At 62.9% G+C, this 17,954-nt stretch carries 19 protein-coding genes; 15 read left to right on the forward strand and 4 right to left on the reverse strand.

Annotation, left to right across the window (positions count from 1 at the left end; all coding sequences use genetic code 11):
* The first annotated feature begins 1 nt into the window (after nt 1).
* From K1X15_RS11500 to K1X15_RS11530, 7 genes are all read left to right on the forward strand, one after another.
* Nucleotides 2-1,498, forward strand: coding sequence for a carboxypeptidase M32 (locus K1X15_RS11500; RefSeq protein WP_220303739.1), 1,497 nt, complete (start codon nt 2-4; stop codon nt 1,496-1,498).
* A gap of 174 nt (nt 1,499-1,672) precedes the next feature.
* The gene (locus tag K1X15_RS11505) at nt 1,673-2,107 is read left to right on the forward strand and encodes a curlin (protein ID WP_220303740.1); all 435 of its coding nucleotides are present in this window, start codon (nt 1,673-1,675) and stop codon (nt 2,105-2,107) included.
* A 59-nt stretch (nt 2,108-2,166) separates the two neighbouring features.
* Nucleotides 2,167-2,553, forward strand: coding sequence for a curli-like amyloid fiber formation chaperone CsgH (gene csgH, locus K1X15_RS11510; RefSeq protein WP_220303741.1), 387 nt, complete (start codon nt 2,167-2,169; stop codon nt 2,551-2,553).
* Nucleotides 2,554-2,740: 187 nt separating this feature from the next.
* On the forward strand, nt 2,741-3,154 hold the full coding sequence (locus K1X15_RS11515) for a curlin (protein WP_220303742.1): 414 nt from the start codon (nt 2,741-2,743) through the stop codon (nt 3,152-3,154).
* Nucleotides 3,155-3,314: 160 nt separating this feature from the next.
* Nucleotides 3,315-3,737, forward strand: coding sequence for a YciI family protein (locus K1X15_RS11520; protein WP_220303743.1), 423 nt, complete (start codon nt 3,315-3,317; stop codon nt 3,735-3,737).
* 39 nt (nt 3,738-3,776) lie between these two features.
* Nucleotides 3,777-5,297, forward strand: a complete 1,521-nt coding sequence (locus K1X15_RS11525) for a winged helix-turn-helix domain-containing protein (RefSeq protein ID WP_220303744.1) — start codon at nt 3,777-3,779, stop codon at nt 5,295-5,297.
* Between the two features lie 85 nt (nt 5,298-5,382).
* Nucleotides 5,383-5,763, forward strand: coding sequence for a hypothetical protein (locus K1X15_RS11530; RefSeq protein WP_220303745.1), 381 nt, complete (start codon nt 5,383-5,385; stop codon nt 5,761-5,763).
* A 125-nt stretch (nt 5,764-5,888) separates the two neighbouring features.
* Here K1X15_RS11530 and dksA read toward each other — a convergent pair whose 3' ends face one another.
* Together dksA and K1X15_RS11540 are read right to left on the reverse strand one after the other, a co-directional pair.
* Nucleotides 5,889-6,305, reverse strand: coding sequence for an RNA polymerase-binding protein DksA (gene dksA / locus K1X15_RS11535; RefSeq protein WP_220303746.1), 417 nt, complete (start codon nt 6,303-6,305; stop codon nt 5,889-5,891).
* Nucleotides 6,306-6,470: 165 nt separating this feature from the next.
* The gene (locus K1X15_RS11540) at nt 6,471-6,890 is read right to left on the reverse strand and encodes a flagellar assembly protein FliX (protein ID WP_220303747.1); all 420 of its coding nucleotides are present in this window, start codon (nt 6,888-6,890) and stop codon (nt 6,471-6,473) included.
* A gap of 249 nt (nt 6,891-7,139) precedes the next feature.
* Here K1X15_RS11540 and K1X15_RS11545 point away from each other — a divergent pair, with 249 nt between their 5' ends.
* The 8 genes from K1X15_RS11545 (at nt 7,140) to flaF (ending at nt 13,782) form a co-directional block, all read left to right on the forward strand.
* Complete coding sequence (locus tag K1X15_RS11545) at nt 7,140-8,258, forward strand: flagellar basal body P-ring protein FlgI (RefSeq protein WP_220303748.1); 1,119 nt, start codon at nt 7,140-7,142, stop codon at nt 8,256-8,258.
* Nucleotides 8,258-8,596 (forward strand): rod-binding protein, encoded by a 339-nt coding sequence (locus tag K1X15_RS11550; protein ID WP_220303749.1) that lies wholly within the window; start codon nt 8,258-8,260, stop codon nt 8,594-8,596. Before K1X15_RS11545 ends, K1X15_RS11550 begins: the two co-directional genes overlap by 1 nt.
* The gene (locus K1X15_RS11555) at nt 8,593-9,060 is read left to right on the forward strand and encodes a flagellar protein FlgN (protein ID WP_220303750.1); all 468 of its coding nucleotides are present in this window, start codon (nt 8,593-8,595) and stop codon (nt 9,058-9,060) included. Before K1X15_RS11550 ends, K1X15_RS11555 begins: the two co-directional genes overlap by 4 nt.
* Before the next feature lie 97 nt (nt 9,061-9,157).
* On the forward strand, nt 9,158-9,505 hold the full coding sequence (locus K1X15_RS11560; protein ID WP_220303751.1) for a hypothetical protein: 348 nt from the start codon (nt 9,158-9,160) through the stop codon (nt 9,503-9,505).
* Between the two features lie 213 nt (nt 9,506-9,718).
* Nucleotides 9,719-11,224, forward strand: a complete 1,506-nt coding sequence (locus tag K1X15_RS11565) for a flagellin N-terminal helical domain-containing protein (protein WP_220303752.1) — start codon at nt 9,719-9,721, stop codon at nt 11,222-11,224.
* A gap of 188 nt (nt 11,225-11,412) precedes the next feature.
* Nucleotides 11,413-12,918: a flagellin N-terminal helical domain-containing protein gene (locus K1X15_RS11570; RefSeq protein WP_220303753.1), complete on the forward strand. Its 1,506-nt coding sequence runs from the start codon at nt 11,413-11,415 to the stop codon at nt 12,916-12,918.
* A gap of 113 nt (nt 12,919-13,031) precedes the next feature.
* On the forward strand, nt 13,032-13,457 hold the full coding sequence (gene flbT / locus K1X15_RS11575; protein ID WP_220303754.1) for a flagellar biosynthesis repressor FlbT: 426 nt from the start codon (nt 13,032-13,034) through the stop codon (nt 13,455-13,457).
* A complete protein-coding gene (gene flaF, locus K1X15_RS11580) occupies nt 13,408-13,782 on the forward strand; it encodes a flagellar biosynthesis regulator FlaF (protein WP_220303755.1) in 375 nt (124 codons plus the stop codon). The genes flbT and flaF overlap by 50 nt, the downstream gene beginning before the upstream one ends.
* Before the next feature lie 309 nt (nt 13,783-14,091).
* Here the strand turns inward: flaF and K1X15_RS11585 are convergent, their stop codons facing one another.
* A complete protein-coding gene (locus K1X15_RS11585) occupies nt 14,092-16,053 on the reverse strand; it encodes a hypothetical protein (protein WP_220303756.1) in 1,962 nt (653 codons plus the stop codon).
* Between the two features lie 13 nt (nt 16,054-16,066).
* A complete protein-coding gene (gene flgK, locus K1X15_RS11590; protein WP_220303757.1) occupies nt 16,067-17,905 on the reverse strand; it encodes a flagellar hook-associated protein FlgK in 1,839 nt (612 codons plus the stop codon).
* Between the last annotated feature and the right edge of the window lie 49 nt (nt 17,906-17,954).

Consider the following 17,954-nt stretch of genomic DNA (forward strand, 5'->3'; position numbering starts at 1 on the left):
CATGTCTTTCCAGAAACTCGATGATCTCGGCCGCAAGCTCGAGGCGCTCGAACATGCCCTCAGCATTCTCGGGGCGGATGAAGCGACCCACATGGCTGTCGGCGGCGGGGAAAAGCGCGCCGAGGCCATGGCCAATCTGGCCGGCATGTATCACGCCCAGGCCACCGCGCCGCAGATTGCCGACTGGATCGATGCAGCACGCAACGAAGACCTCAACGAGGACCAGCAGCGGGCCCTGGCCGAGTTCGAGCGGAGCTATGTCAACGCCACCTGCCTGCCCACCGAATTCGTCGAGCGCCGCACCGCGGCCACCATGCGCTCCGAGCAATTGTGGCGCGAGCTGCGCGCCAAGGGCGACTGGGATTCGTTCCTGCCGGCGCTCGAAGGTGTCATCGGCCTCGTGCGCGAAGAAGCGGCCCTGCGCTCCGCCGCGACTGGTCTGGCGCCTTACGACGCCCTGATGGATCAATATGATCCCGGCAACCGCACCGCCGAGATCGACGCCGTCTTTGCCGATTTGAAGACTTTCCTCAAGGACTTCGTGCCCACCGCCCTGTCGGTGCAGGAGGATCGCCTGGCGCAGCGACCGCGCAAGTCCCTCAACGCGCCCTTCCCCATCGAGAAGCAGCGCGAGCTGGGCCTGGCCGCCATGCGCGCCGTCGGGTTCGACTTCACCCATGGCTCGCTGGCCGTGTCACACCACCCCTTCTGTGGCGGCGTGCCTACCGATGTGCGCATGACCACGCGCTACCGCACCGACCAGTTCCTGCCCTCGCTGATGGGCGTGCTGCACGAAACCGGCCACGCCCTTTACGAGCAGGGCCTGCCCAAGGAATGGTCGCATTGGCCGCTGGGCAAGGCGCGCGGCATGGGCATGCATGAAAGCCAGAGCCTGTTCGTGGAAATGCAGCTCGCCAGAAGCCCGGAATTCTGGGAGTTCATGCTGCCCCTGGTGCACCAGCATCTGGGCGATGACGCCATCCCCGGCTGGGACATTGCCGACGTGCTCAATGAGGTCAATTTCGTCGAACGCGGCTATATCCGCGTCGACGCCGACGAGGTCACCTACCCTCTCCATGTCATCCTGCGCTACGAGCTGGAGCAGGAACTGGTCTCGGGGAAGCTCGAAGCCAGCCAGATCCCCGAGGCCTGGGATGCGCGGATGACCGAATATCTTGGCATCTCGACCATCAACGACCCCAAGGACGGGCCGATGCAGGACGTGCACTGGCCCGGCGGCGCCTTCGGCTATTTCCCCAGCTATACGCTGGGCGCCATGATCGCCGCCCAGCTTGCCGCCGCCATGCAGAAGGACCTCCCCGACATGCGCGCGCAGATGCGCGAGGGCGACTTCGCGGCCATCAACCAGTGGCGGGCCGATAAGGTTTGGTCTCAGGCCTCGCGCTACTCAACCCCCGAGCTGATCACCCGCGCCACCGGCGAACCGCTCAATGCCGATCACTTCAAGGCCCACCTCAAGTCCCGCTACGGCAGATAGTTTCTGAACAAATTCAACTGGATAGGAGAGGCGGCGGAATCACTTCCGTCGCCTTTTACTTGATGAACCCAGTCTGAATCGCTGCTTCAGGCGCGGTTCCGGATCACTCCCCTAGAACAGTCTCCATCAACAACGCGGTCGGAGGGACCGCAGCCCCAGCAAGGAGACGACAAAATGATCCGCAAGCTTCTCATCACCACCCTGACCGCCACCGCCATCATCGGCGCCGCCGCCCCGGCAATGGCCAACGGCCTGTTCATCGAGCAATACGGTTTCGGCAATGCGGTCGGTGGCAGCCAGACCGGCTGGAACAACACCTTCGGCGCCTACCAGAACGGCAACTGGAATACCGGCATTTCCAACCAGAACGGCGGCAACAATGTCTCCGGCATCGGCCAGGACGGCAACAACAACTATGGCGATGTCTGGCAGGACGGCTGGAACAACGAGGCCGGAGTCGGCCAGTTCGGCGACAATCACAACGCCATCCTCACCCAGGACGGCAATGGCAATGTCGCCGCCGGCGTGCAGGTGGGCAATGGCTGCAATGCCAATCTGGTGCAGCACGGCTCGAACAATGTGAGCGCCTTCGTGCAGGTGTGCCCGTAACGCCTCCCGCATGGGCCGGCAACCCGCCGGCCCCCACCCCTTTCGAGGAGGACTTCCCCATGTTTCACTCAACGCTTCGCATTGGCCTCGTCGCCATCGCGGCCCTCGGCATTGCCGGCGCCGCGGCCAACGCCAATTCGTCCCCCCAGGGCAGTGACCTTGCCTGCGGCATCAATACGGTCACCGAGCACGGCATGCTCGCCATTGAAGGCGTGTTGCAAAGCCCCACGGCCCTTTCGGGAGAATACCGTTTCGCCCTCAAGAGCCAGGGCGCGGGCGGCTCCACCAATATCCGGCAGGGTGGCCAGTTCTCGGCCGCCGCAGGCACCGCCCTTTCCCTTGGCAAGGTCATGGTCAATGCCGGCGCCGATGTCGACATCGACTTCGTCATCACCGCAAACGGCAAGCAGCTCGACTGCTCAACCCCATTGGCCACGCTCACCTGAGCGCGCCTCCCCCATCCTTCCCCACTGCCCCGCCTTGGCGGGGCTTTTTTTGTCCGTTCGCCCGCGCTGAACGCTGTCTGAACGAGGTGCTCCGCATCGGTTCAGGACGCCCCCGCTAGGGTCACGGTCAAGCGCTGGAAAACCCAGCATTCAGGGACCGCAGACAAATCCACTTGGGAGAACCAGAATGACCACTTCCTTCACCAGGACCATCGCCACCGCACTCACCGCCGCCATGCTTGGCCTGGCCGTCACCCCGGCTATGGCCGGCGGCCAGATCGCCATCGGCTTCACCCCCACCGACCCCGACCAGGCACAGGCCCTCGGCATGGGTCTGCAGATGTTCTCGCTCATGCAGGGCCTGTCGGCCACCGGCGCCAATGGCTACCAGAACGGCTCGGGCAATTCGGCCGGCTTCAACCAGAACGGTTCGGGCAATCACGGCCTGATCTGGCAGGAAGGCAATGGCCACACCGGCACCATCGAGCAGAATGGCAACAACAATAGCTGCGGACTGTTCCAGTTCGGCGAGGCCACCAACGCCCAATGCCTGCAGAATGGCGACAACCAGTCGGGCATCACCACCGTCATCGGCTTCTGATTCCACCCCAGAGGTACAAGAACAGCGGGACCTTCGGGTCCCGCTTTGCTTTTCTCGGGCAAAGCGCGAAAATCGGCCGGGAAAAATGTCGAAGCCCCTGGCGACCACTCGTCGGCTCGGCAGAAGGGCAATTTCGCCCTCGGTGCTCAAGGAGACTGAAATGCGTGTCGTCGTATTCGTCAAAGCCACTGCCGACAGCGAGCAGGACATCATGCCCACCACCGAACTGCTCGAGGCCATGGGCAAGTACAATGAGGAACTGATCAATGCCGGCATCATGCTCGGCGGCGACGGGCTCAAGGCCACCAAACACGCCAAGCGCGTGCATTTTTCCGGTTCGAACCGCTCGGTCATCGACGGCCCCTTCGCCGAGACCAAGGAAATCGTCGCCGGCTACTGGATCTGGGAAGTCCGCGACATGGATGAGGCGGTCGAATGGGTGAAACGCTGCCCCAACCCCATGTTCACCGACAGCGACATCGATATTCGCCCGGTGATCGAAATGGCCGATTTCGCCGAAGCCATGACGCCGGAAGTCCAGGCGTTGCACGACCGCAACCTGGATCGGACCGGCGGGGCCTGATCGCTTCCCCACCGGCGGCTTTCTCGCTAGCCTTGCGCCATGAAAGACCTGGTGAGGTTTGGCGATTTCGAGCTCGATCTGGCCGGTCTGACCCTGCGTCAGGCCGGCCAGGTCGTGCGCGTCGGGCAAAGGGCCATCCTGCTTCTCGCCGCGCTTGCTGAGGCCAATGGCGAAACGGTGTCCAAGCCCCGACTGATGGATCGGGCCTGGCCCGGCCTGTTTGTCGAGGAAGCCAATCTTTCCGTTCAGGTTTCGCAATTGCGGCGACTATTGGGGCGCCGCGACGACGGCCGCGACTGGATCGTTACCGTGCCCGCACTGGGCTACCGGTTTTCCTTCGACCGTCCCTCAGTCGCGGAAAATGCGGACTGGCCGGGCCTGGTCGTGATGCCCTTCACCCATGGCGAGGGGGACGCCGATATGGGCTATTTCGCCGAAGGCATGGTGAGCGACCTCATCGCGGCCCTTACCAGTTTCCAAAGCCTCTCCGTGATCTCCCGCAACATCGCCTTCACCTATCGTGGCCGGACCATGGACAGCCGGGACGTCGCCCGCGATCTGGGCGTGCGTTACCTGCTCGAAGGCAGCCTGCGGCGCGACGGGCAGCGCCTGCGGCTGGTGACCCAATTGGTGGATGGCGTCAGCGGCACGCAAATCTGGGCGGAGCGCTTCGACGGGCAATTGGACGACGTCTTTGCCGTGCAGGACCGGATCGTAGAGGCGGTGGCCGCCCGCGTAGCTCCCTCGGTCGGCGCCAGCGAACTGGTTCGCTCCCGCCAGGAGCGGCCTGCAAGCGTCGCCGCCTATGACATTTTCCTGCGCGCCAAGGCCGATCTCGACCATGAGTCGGAGCCCGCCAATCGACGCGCCTTCGCGCTCTTGCAACAGGCGCTGGAGAGCGAACCCGACAACGCCGCCATTCTCTGCCACGCCGCCTGGGCGCTCGAACACCGTCACACCATGGGCTGGGAGCCGCTGGGGACGGACGATGTCGAGCAGTGCCTGACCCTGACCCGCCGATGCCTGCAGCATGCACGCGGCAATGCCCGGCTGGCGGCGCAATGCGCCATGTGCCTGATGCAGGTGGGGCGGGATTACCCGGCCGCCATTGCCGTCGCCCGGGAGGCGGCGCGGACCAATCGCAATGACCCCTTTGTCACTGCCGTGGCAGGGATCATGGCCGTCCATTGCGGCACGCTGGAAGAGGCGGAAATGCATCTGCGCCACGTGCTGGCCATGGCCCCGCTCGATCCCGACACCCGCTTCGCCCTGTGTGGCCTTGCCATGATTGACGTCATCCGCGGCCAATACGAGCAGGCCTTGGCCCATGCCGGCCATGCGCTGGCGGTCAATCCCCATTTCGATGCTTCCCATTGGATGCTGATCGCCGCAAATGCACATCTGGGTCGGCAGGCCGAAGCGCAGCGCCGCCTTGCCGACCTCATGCGCCTGTCGCCGCGTGTCACGCTGGGCAGCATCCGCGCCGGCCAGCCCGCCATGATCCCGGGCAGGATCGAGCCGATCCTCGACGGGCTCCGGCTGGCGGGGATGCCCGCATAGCGCTTTGGAACTTTTTGCATCCGCTTTGGGACCGGCCCAGCCGGGCATGTCACCTTTGGCCGGCTCTCTTAGGGAGGAACCAGCCATGACATTTCTCGACGCCAGCCAGGGCCAGAACCAACCCGCCGACTGGTCCCCGGACCAGGATGCGGTGACGGCCGCCCCGGACAATCATGACGTGCTTTACGAGGACGACCACATCCGCGTCCTCTCGGTCACACTGCGCCCCGGCGCCCCCGAACCGCTGCACCACCACCGCTATCCATCTTTGTTCATTATCGACCGCCTGGCCCCCCTCCGGGACTTCGACGCGGCCGGAAACGAGGTGCAATTGCCCATCCCCAAGACCTTCGACATGCCGCTGGTGCTGCAAATGCCACCCCAGGACCTGCACTCCGTCCTCAATGTCGGAGAGACCCTGTTTCACGGCACAAGGGTAGAGTTCAAGCGGGGCTTCGCGCCTTGAAACTGATCGCCGCCCGGTTTTGGGCTTGTGCCCCGGCGGGCGACGGCACCATCGAGCACGAATCCTTCCAGCCAAACAAAAAGCCCGCATTGCTGCGGGCTTTCGGCATTTCGGTGCGGCGGACGTTATTCGTCGCGATAGACCTTCTCGCGCCGCTCATGCAGTTCCTGGGCTTCCAGGCTCAGCGTCGCAGTGGGGCGGGCATCGAGGCGGGCCAGCCCGATCGGGTCGCCGGTTTCCTCACAATAGCCATAGGTGCCATCGTCAATGCGCTTGAGCGCCGCGTCGATCTTGGCGATCAGCTTGCGCTGGCGATCGCGGGTCCGCAGTTCCAGCGAGCGATCGCTTTCTGAACTGGCTCGGTCGGCCATGTCGGGATGGTTCTGGCTTTCTTCCTGAAGGTTCTCGAGAGTCAGGCGGCTTTCGCGCAAGATCTCGTCCTTCCAAGCGTGAAGCTTGTTCCGGAAATATTCCCGCTGGCGCGGGTTCATGAACGGCTCGTCCTCGCTGGGTCGATAATCCGTAAGTTCAACCGAAGACATCAGCAGACTCAACTCCAATGCGCCCTTGGCGGCCTATATATGCGCCCCGCCGCGCCCGGGCAAGCAAACAAGTTACCTCTCGTTAACGAGAGGAATTGTCGCGGCGTCAGGCACATAGCCCAAAAGCCACAACATCTTGATGACGTATCGCCCTGTCGCGGCCGATCAAATCTGGGGAAAGCGCCCGAGCTTGGCCAGTTCCACTCGCACCCGCAGCTCGATATCGTCGATCACGGCGTCAATTTCCGGCTCCACCCGCTCACGCAGCGTGGTCAACTGGTGCACCATTGCATCCAGGCGTTCCGGGCCCAGCCGTCCAACCAGCAGGTCCGCCTTCATCTCCTCGAGCAGGTCGAGCAGTCTGGTGCCGCGCTTGATGGCCTTGCGCCGGCTTTCGGTGAAATCGCCCACGGCCTGCAGCGCCAGGATCGCATCCAGCCCAGCCGCCGGCGCAACCGGCGCCGTGCTGCTGGCGCGGGCCGCGCCCTGCTCGCCGGCGGGCACGAAAGCGGGGCCGCTGCCGGCCTTGCCGACGGCGGTCCGGCCAGCAACACCGCTGGATCGATTGGTGGCGTCTATGCGCAAGGGTCCTGACTCACTTGGGCTTTGCGGTACCGGCAAAATCTGCCCACCGGGGTTAACAAGCCCTTAACATGCCCGGCAAGAATTGCAGCCCGCCACGACCAGAACGGCAACGGCCACACAAGGGGATCAGAAAAAGCGTTTAAAATCCGCGATTTGCGCGATCAGCGCCCAACTGGCACGCTTCTGGCATTGCTCTCCGCGAAGGCCGCGCCATGGGGATGGGGCGGCATCATTCGGGGATGAATGCCTATGCGCCTGTTTCGCACCATCGCAGCCACGATCCTGAGTGCGGCATTGACCGTCGCGCCGATCGCCCAGGTCCATGCCGCCCCCGCGCGCATCAAGGATATCGTGGACATGGAGGGCATCCGCGAGAACCAGCTGGTGGGCTACGGCCTCGTCGTGGGCCTCAACGGAACCGGCGACAGCCTCAACAATTCGCCCTTCACCAAGCAGTCACTGCAGTCGATGCTTGAGCGCCTGGGCGTCAATACCCAGGGCGAAAACGTCCGCACGGCCAATGTCGCGGCCGTCATGGTCACCGCCAATCTGCCTCCCTTCGCGACACAGGGCTCGCGCATGGATGTATCGGTGGCCGCGCTCGGCGACGCCGACAGCCTCCAGGGCGGCACGCTGCTAGTGACCCCGCTGCTCGGCGCAGATGGAGAAGTCTATGCCATCGCCCAGGGCCCGGTATTGATCAATGGCTTCAGCGCCCAGGGCGACGCGGCCGCCGTCATCTCCGGCGTACCGACCACCGGCCGCATCTCCTCGGGCGCCCTGATCGAACGGGAGATCGATTTCCACCTCGGCTCGCAAACCTCCCTGCGCCTGGCACTGCGCAATCCCGACCTCACCACCGCACGACGCATCGCCTTGGCGGTCAATGACTTCATCGGCGCTCCTACGGCCGTGCCGGAAGACCCGGCCACGGTCCGCCTCACCCTGCCCCGCAATTTCAACGGGAACATTGTCGACCTGCTGACCGACATCGAGCAGTTGATCGTCCAGACCGACCAACCCGCCAAGATCGTCATCGACGAGAATTCCGGCATCATCGTCATGGGCAAGGATGTGCGCGTGTCCAGCGTAGCCGTCGCCCAGTCCAATCTCACAGTTACGATTGCCGAGAATCCGCAGGTGGTGCAGCCCAATCCGCTGAGCCTGGGCCAGACCGCGGTGGAGCCCAACACCAATCTCAACGTCAACCAGTCTGACACCGCCCTGCAGGTCGTCGAGGAATCGGTGACCCTCCAGCAGTTGGTCGACGGGCTGAACGCCCTGGGAATATCGCCGCGCGATCTGATTGCTATCCTTCAGGCGATCAAGGCCACCGGTGCCCTGCAGGCCGAGATCGAGGTGCTGTGATGCCCATGATTGCCGCGACCGGCTCCAGCCTCCCGCCCAGTCAGCTGCAACGCATCCGCAGCCAGGCTGAGGAACTTGAAGGCGTCTTTCTCAACACGCTGACCAAGGAAATGTTCGCCTCGATCAAGTCCGATGAGAATTTCGGCGGCGGCTTCGGCGAGGAGACATGGCGCTCCATGCAAGCCGAGCAGCTCGCCAACACCATTGCGCAGAGCGGTGGCGTCGGCATCGCCGACGAGCTCATGAGCCAGATGATCGCCCTGCAGGAAGCTGCCAACGCCAGCCAGGGCCTGACCCATACCAACCTTGTTGCCAATTCCGGAGTGTACGGAAAATGACCGCTGCCGCTCGCCTTGCCGCTCTTGATGCCCTTCCGGCCGAAGAGCTGTGCACCCATGCCGAACAGGCCCTGGCGGCCCTGGTCGATGTGATGAACCAGGAGACCACCCTGCTCCGCGCCGGACATCTGCGCCAGGCAGGGCAGTTGACCCCCGACAAGGCGCGCCTGGCGCAGGACTATGTCACCTTTGCCCGGGCCATCCAGCGCCAGGGCACACGCCTGACCGCCGAAGCGCCCGCGGCTCTGGCGCGGCTTCGCGCCGGCCATGAAAGCCTCGCCACCCAGATGGCGGAGAACCTGAGGGTCCTCGCCACGGCCAAGACGGTTACCGAAGATGTGCTGACCGATGTCGCGCGCATGGTCGGCCAGCAGAACCGTGCCAGGACATATGGCTCAGCCGGCAAGGTCGCAACCGATCCGGCCGCGTCGGCCAAGGGTATCGCCATCAACAGGGCCTTGTAGCGCCAGGCATTTGAATCAAATGCGCAACGCGCTGGTTACGCGACTATAAGAGGGCGAGGCTAGGGTTTCTCCGAATAGGTGCATTCGGGGAAAGGCCATGGTTACGAGCCTCGCCATAGAGCCCGTCTCATCGGGCACAACACATCTGAGCGACTACCGCCACCGCCCCGCCATGGGCGAACGGACGGTGCTGCCCGACAGCACACAGAAGTCGCCCTCAAGCGCTCGTCCGGGCGACCGGGACCGCGGGCTGCCGCAGCAGAAGGCGGCGTCCGACGAGCAGCCCATGGAGGCCGAACGCAATCGCGCCGCAGATTTTGCCGCCGCCATCATTGCCGGGGCGCTGCCGCCGACGCCCAAATCCATGGAGGAGTTGCTCCGCCGGATCGGCTCGGCGGAAATCCCCGAGGAGTCCCAGGCGCGGCTGCGGGACTTGCTGGCTTAAGTTAACGCTTTCCTAGACCCCTCCCTGGTCGACCTCTGCAAAAGGCCCCGGTTTCCGGGGCCTTTCTGCGTTTCGCCCAACCCGATCAGCGCGGGATTTTGCCCAAATATTCGGCAGCGACTTAACCCTTCCTTATAGCCTCGAGGGTGAGGATCGCCCTGCCTCAGGAGAGGCGTCTTAGTATGCGTAATCCTAGAAAAGGACCCCGCCAAAATGGCCGATATCTCTCTTTCGAAAGCCGTCCGCTCGAACCTGCTGTCCCTCAAGGGCACGGCCGACATGATGGCTGCCACCCAGAACCGCCTCGCGACCGGTAACAAGGTCAACTCGGCTCTGGACAACCCCTCCAGCTGGTTCACCGCCAAGGGCCTCACCAACCGCGCAAGCGACCTGGGTTCTCTGCTTGACTCCATGGCCAACGGCGTCAAGACGCTTGAAGCCGCTGACAATGGCCTCTCGGCCATGACCAAGACCCTGGAATCGATGCAGTCGACCCTGCGTCAGGCCCGTCAGGACAAGTCCTTCCAGACGTCCTCCTACACCATGGATACCAACGTCGTGTCCGGCGACAAGCTCTCGTTCTCGGGTGGCGCAGTCGGCACGACCGCTGTTGATATCGAACTGGCCTCCGCCACCTCGACCAAGGCCGGCGGCGCCTTCACCGCGATCGACTTCACCAACAGCGGTGGCAACGATGGCTCGGTGAGCTTCGACATTGCCGTCAATGGCGGCACTGCAACCACGGTCACCATCGACTTCGCCCAAGCCAACGCCGCTGCCGCCGACGCGTCCGCGGTTACCGCCGACGAACTGGCGGCCATGATCAACGCCGACCTGACGGCCGCCAACGTCACCAACGTTTCGGCCACCGTCAACGACAGCGGCCAGATCGACTTCACTAGCACTGCAGCTAATGAAAGCGTGGCCGACGTCACCATCTCGAACTACACCACCGCCAATGGCGCCACTGGATCGGGCATCGCCGACGGTTCGGGTACTGACACTCTGGCCGCCAAGACGCTCGACGCACTTGTCAGCGAGATCAACACCAATACCGATCTCAAGGGCAAAATTCGCGCCTCGAACGACAATGGCAAACTGCGCATCGAGAACCAGTCCACACAGGCACTGACTGTGGACGGTGTCTCGTCCGGTGGTGCAATTGATGGCACCTCGACTGGCGCAGCAAGCATCTTGGGCAACTCGGTGCGCGCCGGCCTGGCCGACCAGTTCAACGAACTGCGCGACCAGCTTGACAAGCTCGCCGACGACGCCTCGTTCAACGGTATCAACCTCCTGCGCGGCGACAAGCTGGCCATCACCTTCAACGAGACCGGCACCTCCTCGATCGACATCCAGACCAAGAACGGCGATACCATTAACTCGGCCAATCTTGGTGTGGCGACGACTCTGCAGGAATCGGATCTGGACAGCGACGACAATATCGACGCTGAACTGGCCAAGCTGAAGACCGCTCTGAACGATGTCCGTTCGCAGGCTTCGACCTTCGGCTCGAACCTCTCGATCGTGCAGAACCGCCAGACCTTCACCGAATCGATGATCAACACCCTCGAAGACGGTGCCGGCAACCTGACCTTGGCCGACATGAACACGGAAGCTGCGAACCTGCTGGCTCTGCAGACCCGTCAGTCCCTGTCGCAGAACTCGCTCTCGCTGGCGAGCCAGGCCGACCAGTCGATCCTGCAGCTCATCCGTTAATCGGAACAGCACCAGAACGATACAGGAAGGGGCGGGTCGCAAGGCCCGCCCCTTCTGCTTTGCGCCCGTCCGCCTCGAAAAAACATGGTTTACGAGACGTCAATCCGCATGGTTAACGCGCCATTAAGAAACTGCGGTTAACTCTTTGGGCAAGGGGCCGGAACGGCCTGAGGCAAGGATTGCATTAGATGGCGGATATCTCACTTTCGAAGGCCGTTCGGGCCAATCTTCTCTCGCTCAAGGGCACCGCCGACATGATGGCGACGACACAAAATCGTCTCGCTACGGGCAACAAGGTCAACTCGGCTCTGGACAACCCCTCCAACTGGTTCACCGCCAAGGGCCTCACCAACCGCGCCAGCGACCTGGGTGCACTCATCGACTCGATGGCCAACGGCATCCAGACGCTTGAAGCCGCTGACAATGGCCTCTCGGCCATGACCAAGACCCTGGAATCGATGCAGTCGACCCTGCGTCAGGCCCGTCAGGACAAGTCCTTCCAGACGTCCTCCTACACCATGGATACCAACGTCGTGTCCGGCGACAAGCTCTCGTTCTCGGGTGGCGCAGTCGGCACGACCGCTGTTGATATCGAACTGGCCTCCGCCACCTCGACCAAGGCCGGCGCCGCCTTCACCGCGATCGACTTCACCAACAGCGGTGGCAACGATGGCTCGGTGAGCTTCGACATTGCCGTCAATGGCGGCACTGCAACCACGGTCACCATCGACTACGCCCAAGCCAACGCCGCTGCCGCCGACGCGTCCGCGGTTACCGCCGACGAACTGGCGGCCATGATCAACGCCGACCTGACGGCCGCCAACGTCACCAACGTTTCGGCCACCGTCAACGACAGCGGCCAGATCGACTTCACTAGCACTGCAGCTAATGAAAGCGTGGCCGACGTCACCATCTCGAACTACACCACCGCCAATGGCGCCACTGGCTCGGGCATCACCGACGGTTCGGGTACTGACACTCTGGCCGCCAAGACGCTCGACGCACTTGTCAGCGAGATCAACACCAATACCGATCTCAAGGGCAAAATTCGCGCCTCGAACGACAATGGCAAACTGCGCATCGAGAACCAGTCCACACAGGCACTGACTGTGGACGGTGTCTCGTCCGGCGGTGCAATCGACGGAACCTCATCTGGCGCCTCAACCATCTTGGGCAACTCGGTGCGCGCCGGCCTGGCCGACCAGTTCAACGAACTGCGCGACCAGCTTGACAAGCTCGCCGACGACGCCCAGTTCAATGGTATCAACCTGCTGCGCGGCGACAAGTTGAAGATCACTTTCAACGAGACCGGCACCTCCTCGATCGACATCCAGACCAAGAATGGCGAAACCATCAACGCCTTCAACCTGGGCGTACCGACCCAGCTCGAGGAAGAGCAGCTCGATAGCGACACCACCATCGACGGCCTGCTCACCGATCTCAAGGCAGCTCTCGACGAAGTCCGCTCGCAGGCCTCGACCTTCGGCTCGAACCTGTCGATCGTGCAGAACCGCAAGTCGTTCACCGAAGCGATGATCAACACGCTCGAAACCGGCGCCGGCAACCTCACCCTGGCCGACATGAATACGGAAGCGGCCAACCTGCTGGCTCTGCAGACCCGCCAGCAGCTGTCGCAGAACTCGCTCTCGCTGGCCAGCCAGGCCGACCAGTCGATCCTGCAGCTCCTGCAGTAAATCGCTTACCACATCGCATTCGGAAGGCGGGCCATCGGTCCGCCTTCGTTGTTTTCGCCGCAATCTCGGTCTAGACAAACAGGGTACTTCCCCGAGTCCCGGAGACAGATCCTATGGCGCTCAAGGTCGAATTGAAGCCTGGCGAAAAACTGCTGGTGGGCAATTGCATCATCACCAATTCCGACCAGCGCACCCGCCTGTTCATCGATGGCAGCGCCCCGATCCTGCGGGAAAAGGACATCATGACGTCCGAGACCGCCAATACGCCCGCCCGGCGCATCTATCTGGCCGTACAGCTGATGTATATCGACGGCGACACCGACAAGGCCCAGTCCGTCTACAATGATTTATCAAGGGACTTTGTGGCCGCAGTGCCCAGTTCTCTACCGATTGTCGACCAAATCAATAACGAGATATTAACCGGGTCCCTGTACAAGGCTCTCAAGGCCGCCCAAAGGCTTATTGAATACGAACAGGACCTGCTCAATCATGCATCAGCAAGGCGCTCAAGCGTATCAACAGACGGCGAAAGTCGTTGAGTCTCCACGCCAGCGCGAATCTGCTCTGCTCATGAAGGCCGCGGCCGGCCTCCAGAAGGTCAAGGATGAGTGGAACATCTCCACGACCGAGGAATTGCGCACGGCGCTGAACTTCAACCGCAAGCTCTGGACCATCTTCATGTCCGCGGTGACCCAGGACGACAGCCCCCTGCCCCAGGAAATTCGCCAGAACATCGCCAATCTGGGCATGTTCGTGATGAACCAGACCCGCGAAATCCTCTATGAGGGCGTCCCCCAGCCCGAACAGCTGACCGTGCTGGTGCAGCTCAACCGACAGATTGCGGCGGGCCTGCGCGGCATGTAGGCCGCAGGGACCATGAACGAGAAGAACCCCGCTTCGGCGGGGTTTTTCTTTTGGGGCAATGGGACGCTTCAATGACCCGGTGCCGTCCTCGGGACTAACCCAAGGACCAGTTACCACGCGTGCCTTTTGGGTGTCCTCAGTGGCCCTCGGATCGAGCCCGAAGGCGGGGCGGTGGGTGTGGACGCCTGAACCGGTATGGCCTGCCCTAGAGCGCTTTCAGCAAAAGTGGACACCACTTTTGCGGTTCGAAAGCATGACAGAACAAAGAGATAGAGCTCCCGTTCTGATTCAATCAGAACGGGAATTGCTCTAGAGGTAGTTCACCAGGCTCAGTTGACTGACCATGGACGTCACCTGGTAGCTCGCCGTCAGGCGGGTCTGCAGCGCCAGGATTTCCATGGCGACGTCTTCCTTGCTCACCGTCTCCACATCGCTCAGCAGATTGTCCAGCTGCGCCTTGTAATTTGTGTGCCGGTCGCCAGCGGCCTGGATGCCCGCGCGGGCGATCCCCAGTTCCATCGTGATCAGCTCGATGGACCCGCGCTCGGCGTTCCGCCCTTCGGAGAGTTCGAGCTGCTGCCGGCGCGCCATGGCGTCAAAGCGCAGCTTGGCGGGGTCGAGATCCACCGAATTGGGATCGGTGGCATTGGTGATCTCTGGATAGGTTTCCACGGTCATGGCGGCCATGGAGCGCATCATGCGCAAATAGCCGCTCTCATTGGCCTGCATGCCATAGGCAACCCGCCCGGAATCCTCCACGGCCGCCGTCACCGATTGCCGCGGATTGCCTTCGGCGGCAGCGGCCGCCTCAGTCACCGAGCGGATCATCGCCTTCTCGAAATTGGTCGCCGATTCCGCTTCATCCGCGCCAATGGTGAACTGGCCCGGTCCCGCCTTGCCGGTCACTGCCGTCAGGGTCACCTGGCGGCTGGTACCGTTCGGCTCGGTCAGCGTCACGGTGACGCTGTCGCCGGCCGTCAGGGCGAAAGTATCGTCGAAGGCCACCGACATCGAAGCCGGATCGCCTGGCGTATGGGTGGCCGTCAGCGCCCCGGCATTGGTGACGCTGGACGTCACGCCGGAAATCTGGAACCCGTGCGCCGAGGAAACCGGGATATTCTCGGTCAATGTCACCGTTTCGGCCGCACGGGCAGAGGTAAGCCGCCCCATGCCCACGGCCGAAACCGCAGCGGTCTGCCCGCCATACCACATGACGGTGTCGGTCTTGGTGGCCACCCGCAGGCTGGTGGAGGTGTATGGATCGGCGCCACTCACGCGCAATACCGGCTCGCCGGCCGCATTGAAGAAGTTCTGCGCTGCCGCATAGGTCGATGCCGCCCGCAACTCGCTCTCGGCCGTCTCCTTGAGCGTGTTCTTGAGCGTTGTCTCGAAATTGGTCGCTGTCTCGATGGCGTCGGAGCCGATGACGAATTCGTTGGTCGACCCATTCGCATTGGCCGCCGATACGGCCTTGAGCGTCACCTGTGTTTCCGTGCCATCTGGCAATGTGAAGCCCAGCGTGACGCTGTCGCCTTCCTCCACCGTTGCGGGCGGGGCCGGGAAGGTGAACTCGATATCGGCCGGCGTCGTCGCAAAGTCAGAGACGATGCCGATATTGGCGCCGACCGCCGAGACGGTGGACAGCTTGTAGCCGAAGGGATGATCGCCATCCTCGGTCAGATTGACAGTCGCCGGATCGGTGGCCGTCAGCGTGGCCAGCGTGGTCGTCAGGCGCCCCTGCCCGGATGCGCCCAGATCGGCCATCTGCCGCTCCGTCACCACGGTCTTGTAGCCCGCCCGGCCGCCAGCGCCATCGAGCAATTCAGTGGTGGTCGGCAGCGGCGCCTTGTCAGTCACCGATCCTCCGAACAGATAGCGCCCCGCCACGTCGGAATTGAGCAGCGTCACCATTTCGTCCAGCCGCGCCTTGGAGAGGCTGGAAATGGTGGCCATGTTGATATTGTTCGAACCGTACTGGCCCTGCACGGCCGAATTGCGCGCCTGGCCTTCGATCTGGTCCAACCGAGTCAGGGCGTTGTCATAAAAGCTCAGCCGCAGGTCGACCTGCTCGATACTGGCATTGTAGCCCGAAATCGTCGTCAGGCGGGACCGCACCGACAACGAAACGGGCAGATCGCGCGCCATTTCCGAAAGGGTCTGCGCCTTGACCCCGGTGCCCAATTGCATCTGCAACTGCGCGAACTGGTCCTGCATCTTGGAGATGACGGAAAAACCGGTCGTGAGCGGGAACATCGACTTATTGACGATCATGACGCGTTACTCCTCAAGTCGACGAAAACAGCGTGTCGAGCAGTTCCTTGACCACCGACACGACACGCGCATTGGCCGCATAGGCGCTCTGGAGCTCGGTGAGGCGGGCCATTTCCTCGTCGATATTGACCCCATACTCGCTCTCCATCTGGGTGGAGATGGTATCCAGGGTCAGCTGGCGGCTGTCGCGCGCCGTCAGGGCTGTGCCGATCGTCGTGCCCTGATAGTTGAGCACTTGTTCGATGATCTGCTCGACAGTGCCGTTGAGCTGGAAGCGCCCTTCATTGGCGGCCGGCGTCGTACCCGACACAAAGCTCATCGACCGCAGCTGGTCGAGCAGATATTCCGGCCGTGACGCATCCCCCAGCGTTCCACCGACATCGAACTGCACGAGCAACCGATTGTCGGAAACGACGGCCGGGTTGATCGAGATTCGGGCGGCAAAACCAAGGATCTGCGGCGGGTTTGTATCCAGATTGTCCGTGAAGGCGGAATTGCCCTGATCGACGAACAGCGCCATGGCCAGTTCGCCCTGCTGGGTGCCGGTGGCCGAGCCGCGTGTGGTCAGCCCTGTCACGTCGCGTGTGCCGCCGGTGCCGTCATCGAGAACCTGCAGCACACCGGCGCTGGGGCTGGTTATGGCCAGGCCCGGCAGTTTCCCCTGCAGGGTCGCTGCCGCCGCCGTGGCGTCGGAAAGATCGACCGAAATGACCCGCTGGCCGCTCGCATCGATGAAGTCCTGGCCATTGGTGCTGTTGACGATCCGCACGCGCTGCTCGGCGCCATTCTGCGAATAGGTCAGGAGGACATCATTGCCAGGCTTGAGATGTGAGATGTCCGCCGAAAGGCCCTCCGCCCCACCGCCCCCGGTTGCGGCCGTACCGGCGGTGGTGATCGTATTGAACACCGAGGCAATGCCGCCCGCGATCTCGTCGAGCTGGGTCTGCGCCTCGACCAGGATCTTGTCGCGCAACTGCACGAGACCGGCCAGTTCACCGCCCTGCAGCACACCTTGCTGCACCAGGTCGATGGTCAGGCCCGAAGGCGTCGTCAGCGTGAGTTTGCCGACCTTGCTGGCATCGGGGTCGATATTGGTCTGGGAGGTCGGCGACAGCGCCCCGGCCGAGGTAAACTTGAAGGTAGAAAATCCGTTGTCGAGCAGACCCACGCCCGAGCGGGTCATCAGCGCCACCGTGCCGTCAGAGCGGTATTCGGCCTGCACGTCGATGATCTCGGCGACCGACGCGACCAGGCGATCACGCTGGTCATAGAGCTGCGCCCGGGCAGTATCGGTCATGCCCAGGTCCAGCATGCGGGCATTGACCTCGTCGAGCGAGATCAGCATCGCATTGACCTCGGAGACGTCATTGGCGATGCGCGTCTCGGACTCCTGGCGCAATTGCTGGATGACGCCGGAGAGCGTGTTGAGCTGCTGGGCAAAGGCCTGGGCTTCCGACACCACATTGGCGCGGGTCGAATAATCGTCAGGGCTGGTCGCCAGCGCCTGCAGCGAGTTCTTGAACGACCCGAACATGGTGTCGAGCGAGCCCGCCGTGCCCGGCTTGCCCAGATAGCCCTGCAGCTTGTTGAGGTAGTCGCCCATCACATTGGACATGGACGTGTCCGAGACCTGCCGGTTGTAATAGGTTTGCAGGCTCAGGTTGAAGGCGCGGTCCACGCCCGCGGAACGGGCATAGGTGCTGTTGACCGACGAGTAGTCGATGATGTTGAGCGACTGCCGGTGATAGCCCGGCGTGCCCGAGTTGGAGACGTTGCGGCTCAGGATAGTGATGGAATCCTGGCTGGTCCGGAGACCCGAGACAGCGTTCGAAAGTGACGAAACCAGACCCATGACCGTGGCCCTCAAACTGGAATGCGGTCCGGAGCCTCGCGCCCCGGAC

Source organism: Devosia salina (assembly GCF_019504385.1).
Taxonomy (GTDB): Bacteria; Pseudomonadota; Alphaproteobacteria; order Rhizobiales; family Devosiaceae; genus Devosia; species Devosia salina.